General features: G+C 58.5%; 5 protein-coding genes and 1 pseudogene. All 6 read right to left on the bottom strand.

Translation table 11 applies throughout. From position 1 onward, the window contains the following. Positions 1-119: 119 nt before the first annotated feature. Positions 120-425: a hydantoinase/oxoprolinase N-terminal domain-containing protein gene (locus tag Q0C28_RS17485; protein ID WP_293577731.1), complete on the bottom strand. Its 306-nt coding sequence runs from the start codon at positions 423-425 to the stop codon at positions 120-122. A gap of 185 nt (positions 426-610) precedes the next feature. After that, entirely contained in the window at positions 611-1684 is a 1074-nt protein-coding gene (pheS, locus tag Q0C28_RS17480; RefSeq protein ID WP_293577729.1) for a phenylalanine--tRNA ligase subunit alpha, read from the bottom strand. A gap of 224 nt (positions 1685-1908) precedes the next feature. After that, entirely contained in the window at positions 1909-2274 is a 366-nt protein-coding gene (gene rplT / locus Q0C28_RS17475) for a 50S ribosomal protein L20 (protein ID WP_293577728.1), read from the bottom strand. A gap of 15 nt (positions 2275-2289) precedes the next feature. Beyond that, on the bottom strand, positions 2290-2490 hold the full coding sequence (gene rpmI / locus Q0C28_RS17470) for a 50S ribosomal protein L35 (protein ID WP_008560811.1): 201 nt from the start codon (positions 2488-2490) through the stop codon (positions 2290-2292). 224 nt (positions 2491-2714) lie between these two features. Then, positions 2715-4160, bottom strand: coding sequence for a pyruvate kinase (gene pyk, locus Q0C28_RS17465; RefSeq protein WP_293577725.1), 1446 nt, complete (start codon positions 4158-4160; stop codon positions 2715-2717). A gap of 98 nt (positions 4161-4258) precedes the next feature. Beyond that, positions 4259-4396 (bottom strand): annotated as a pseudogene (locus Q0C28_RS17460) (IS5/IS1182 family transposase); the annotation flags it as partial.

The raw sequence follows: 4396 nt of genomic DNA, 5'->3' as shown, positions 1-4396 counted from the left end.
CGCTTCGACGCGTGCGAACGCAGCAGCCCAAATCTCCAGTCGCCTACGGCTCGTTCCGATTTGGGCTGCTGCGGTACTAACTGAAGCGGACAATTGGCATGTTACCTACACCGGACAATTCAGAATGTTCTCGACAGACTGTCGCGAAATCCTTCGGTTGTTATCAGTGCCGTTTTGGCGCCTTTGCGTTCGATCAGCGCGTTGGTAGCGAGCGTGGTGCCATGAACAAAAACGTCGACCTGATCGGGGGTGCATCCGGCCTGATCCATAACCACAGCGACCCCGTCCATGATCCCGCGTTCCGGGTTTTCGAGGTTGGTTGGGACCTTGGCGGTAAAAAATCCTGCCGAGGTTTCAAGAACTACATCTGTGAATGTGCCACCAATGTCGGCGGCGAGCCGTGTTTGGGGTTTTGTTGTGGTCATCGAGGGCTGCTCTCGTTTGCGTGGGCCAATTGCGCGCCAAGGTGCCGCGATTGAAACAAGCTGTGAAACGAAAGCTTTTGGCTGCAGTATCGAAAAAATCGATAGGTTGGTAAGTTGCAGCTTTCAAAAGAAAAACACCCGCTTCTGAGCGAAACGGGTGCTTGTTGTGCGTTGGTTTTTTGGAGTTATCGGCTGAGACCGCCATGCAGGGTAGGCACGTCCAGACATTGGAAGCCATAGTGGCGCAACCAGCGCAGATCGCTGTCAAAAAAGGCGCGCAGATCTGGAATGCCGTATTTCAGCATGGCCAGGCGGTCGATGCCGATGCCAAAGGCGAAGCCCTGATAGACGTCGGGGTCGATGCCGCCAGCGGCGATCACCTTTGGGTGCACCATGCCAGAGCCGAGGATTTCCAGCCAGTCGTCGCCCTCGCCAATCTTCAGCGTGCCGTCTTTCCAGGAACAGCGAATATCCACCTCTGCCGAAGGCTCGGTGAAGGGGAAATGCGAGGCCCGGAAGCGCAGCTCGACATCGTCGATTTCGAAGAAGGACTTCACAAACTCTTCCAGCACCCATTTCAGGTTCGCCATGGAGATGTTCTTGTCCAGCGCCAGGCCTTCGACCTGATGGAACATCGGCGTGTGGGTCTGGTCATAGTCCGCGCGGTACACGCCACCGGGGCAGATGATCCGCAGGGGCGCGCCCATTTTCTCCATCGACCGGATCTGAACCGGGGAGGTGTGCGTGCGCAGCACATGCGGTGGCCGGTCGTCGCCCTCGGCACGGTGCATGTAGAACGTGTCCATTTCTGCCCGCGCGGGGTGGTGACCGGGGATGTTCAGCGCGTCGAAGTTGTACCAATCGGTATCGATGCGCGGCCCTTCGGCCACCGAGAAGCCCAGTTCGGCAAAGATCGCGGTGAGCTCTTCGCTGGCTTGGCTGATCGGGTGCAGGGTGCCGGTGCGTGTCGGACGCGTGGGCAGGGTCACATCCAGCCATTCGGTACGCAGCCGAGCATCCAATGCAGCATCTGCAAGTGCAGCTTTCTTCGCCGCGAGGGCCGAGTTGATTTCGTCTTTCAGCGCATTCAGCGCCGGGCCTGCAACCTGCCGCTCTTCCGGGGTCATCTTGCCGAGTTCACGCATTTTCAGCGCAACCTCGCCTTTCTTCCCAACTGCCGAGACCCGGATGGTCTCCAATGCGGCTTCGTCACCGGCGTCTGCAATCTGAGCCAGATATTTTGCTTTAAGATCGTCCATGACGGTCCCCTGAATTTGAGCTTAGGCCCTGCTATCACAGCCGCCGTCGAAAGCAAGAGGACAGAGTGATCTGCGATGTGGCCGTCCGCTCTGATGTGGCCGCAAGGGCGCTGTTGCAGTTGCTGTGCCGCTCAAACAGTCAGCCGACGTTGGATTTGGATGCTCCATACGAAAAGAACCCGCCGATTGCTCGACGGGTTCTAATTGTGTCAGTCGTAGACGGCTTAGGCTGCCAGAGCGCTCTGAGCTTGCTTGACGATTGCGCCAAATGCTTCGGGCTCGTGGACGGCCAGATCGGCCAGAACTTTACGGTCCACTTCGATACCGGCCAGGTTCAGACCGTTGATGAAGCGGGAGTATGTCAGCGCCTCGTCGTGCGAACGGACAGCCGCGTTGATCCGCTGGATCCACAGCGCGCGGAAGTTGCGCTTGCGGTTCTTACGGTCACGGGTTGCGTACTGGTTCGCCTTGTCGACGGCCTGACGGGCCACTTTGAAGGTATTCTTGCGACGGCCGTAGTAACCTTTGGCTGCCTTGATGACCTTCTTGTGACGGGCGTGAGTTGTGGTACCACCTTTTACACGGGACATATCTCAGATCTCCTCTTAGCGGTCGTAGGGCATGAAGCCCTTGACGATCTTTGCGTCCGGTGCGGACAGGGTGGTGGTGCCGCGAGCGTCGCGGATGAATTTCTTGTGACGCTTGATCATGCCGTGGCGCTTGCCTGCCTGACCAGCCAGGACCTTACCGGTCGCTGTCACTTTGAAGCGCTTCTTGGCGCTCGACTTTGTCTTCATTTTGGGCATTTCCGTCTCCTTCAATGCGGGTTCGGTGTATGCGCGACTCGGCATGCCACATTGGGCCGGCCACGCGAACAGGGCTGCGGTTTACGCAAGCCCGGCTGTGAGAGCAAGCAGATTCTGTCTGTTTTGCTGTGTTTTGGGGGATAATCCTGGCAGCTGCGGGTCCAGCGCCATTGCGTGACCCGATTGGTTTGGATCACGCGGTGTTGTTTGACCGTTGAAACGACTTATTCCGGGTCGGTACTGTAGATCAGCCGCTCGTCGCAAGGCGCAACGCGCAGGATGTTGGTGGTGCCCGGTACGTTGAAAGGGACCCCGGCAGTGACCACGATCTGATCCGTCTCGCCAGCGAAGCCGCCAGAGCGGGCTGCTCGCGCGGCGCCGACAACAGCCCCTTTGAACCGGTCCTGATCCGAGGTCACAACACAGTTGCACCCCCAGCTGAGCGCGAGGCGGCGGGCGGTGCGGGCCAGGGGCGTCAGGGCAATGATCGGCACGCCCGGGCGTTCCCGTGCGGTCAGCAGCGCGGTGGTGCCGCTCTGTGTGTAGCAGCAGATCGCTTTGATCTCGGTCTTTTCCGCGATTTCGCGGGCAGCGGCAACGATGGCGTCTGCAACTGTGTCGCCCTTGGCGGAGCGGGACGACGCGATGATCTGCACATACGTTGGGTCGACTTCCACTTCGGTGGCGACATTGTCCATCGTTTGAACCGCTTCGATCGGGTATTGCCCGGCCGCAGATTCAGCTGACAGCATGATCGCGTCCGCGCCTTCATAAATCGCAGTGGCGACGTCAGACACTTCTGCGCGCGTGGGCATCGGGCTTTCGATCATGCTTTCGAGCATCTGTGTTGCCACAATCACGGGTTTTGCAGCAGCGCGACAGCGACGGACCAGACGTTTTTGGATCGGTGGCACCGCAGACACCGGAAGTTCCACACCAAGATCGCCGCGTGCCACCATGATGCCATCGGAGGCATCCAGGATCTCTTCGAAATTGTCCACGGCGGCGGGTTTTTCGATTTTGGAGAGCACAGCCGCCCGCCCATCTGCAAGCCCGCGCGCTTCGAACACGTCTTTGGCGCGCTGCACAAATGACAACGCGAGCCAGTCCACGCCGAGCTGGCAGACAAATTCCAGATCATCCCGATCCTTGTCCGACAAGGCGGCGAGAGGCAGCACCACATCGGGCACATTCACCCCCTTGCGGTTGGAGATCGTGCCGCCTGTGGTGACGACGCAGTTTGCGAAATCAGAACCACATGTTTCCACGCGCAGGCGGATCTTGCCATCGTTCACGAGCAGATGTGCGCCGGGCTGCAGCGCTTCAAAGATTTCGGGGTGGGGGAGACAAACGCGGTTGATGTCCCCCTCTGCCGGATCGAGATCAAGCCGGAAGTTGGCGCCCTCAACCAGATCTTCTGCCGTGTTTGCAAACACGCCAACCCGCAGTTTGGGTCCTTGCAGATCTGCGAGGATCGCAATGGAGCTGTCGAGATCTGCTTCCACCTTGCGGATGATGCGGTGTTTTTCGGCGATTTCGTCGTGGCTGCCGTGGGACATGTTCAACCGAAAGACATCTGCTCCTGCTTCGTGCAGGGCGCGAATGGTTTCGTAGGTTTCTGATGCCGGGCCCAAGGTGGCAACAATCTTCACATTGCGCGTTCTTCTCATGGGGGCATCCTTCTCGTCTTCAGGGGCTGTTATCGCAAACATTTGCTGCAGGGCTTATCGCCCAATTCCCATTTTGCTGCAACTCCCATAAAGGTTCATTAGGCAGCCGACTCATAAAACTCGATCCACAGTCTGACGGATGCCAGTTTGATCATCGACAGGAAATTGCGTGACGTCTTTTCGTATCGGGTTGCGATGCGACGGAACGAGGCTTTCAGCCTGCCAAAGAACCGCTC

Source organism: Phaeobacter sp. (genome assembly GCF_022825805.1).
Lineage (GTDB): Bacteria > Pseudomonadota > Alphaproteobacteria > Rhodobacterales > Rhodobacteraceae > Phaeobacter.
Note: the sequence above shows the minus strand (reverse complement) of the source record. Positions and strands in the feature narration are given on the sequence as shown.

Bases quoted from the DNA above. Each gene is read 5' to 3' on its own strand.
- rplT (WP_293577728.1), bottom strand. From the start codon at position 2,274: ATGTCCCGTGTAAAAGGTGGTACCACAACTCACGCCCGTCACAAGAAG.
- pyk (WP_293577725.1), bottom strand. From the start codon at position 4,160: ATGAGAAGAACGCGCAATGTGAAGATTGTTGCCACCTTGGGCCCGGCA.
- rpmI (WP_008560811.1), bottom strand. From the start codon at position 2,490: ATGCCCAAAATGAAGACAAAGTCGAGCGCCAAGAAGCGCTTCAAAGTG.
- Q0C28_RS17485 (WP_293577731.1), bottom strand. From the start codon at position 425: ATGACCACAACAAAACCCCAAACACGGCTCGCCGCCGACATTGGTGGC.
- pheS (WP_293577729.1), bottom strand. From the start codon at position 1,684: ATGGACGATCTTAAAGCAAAATATCTGGCTCAGATTGCAGACGCCGGT.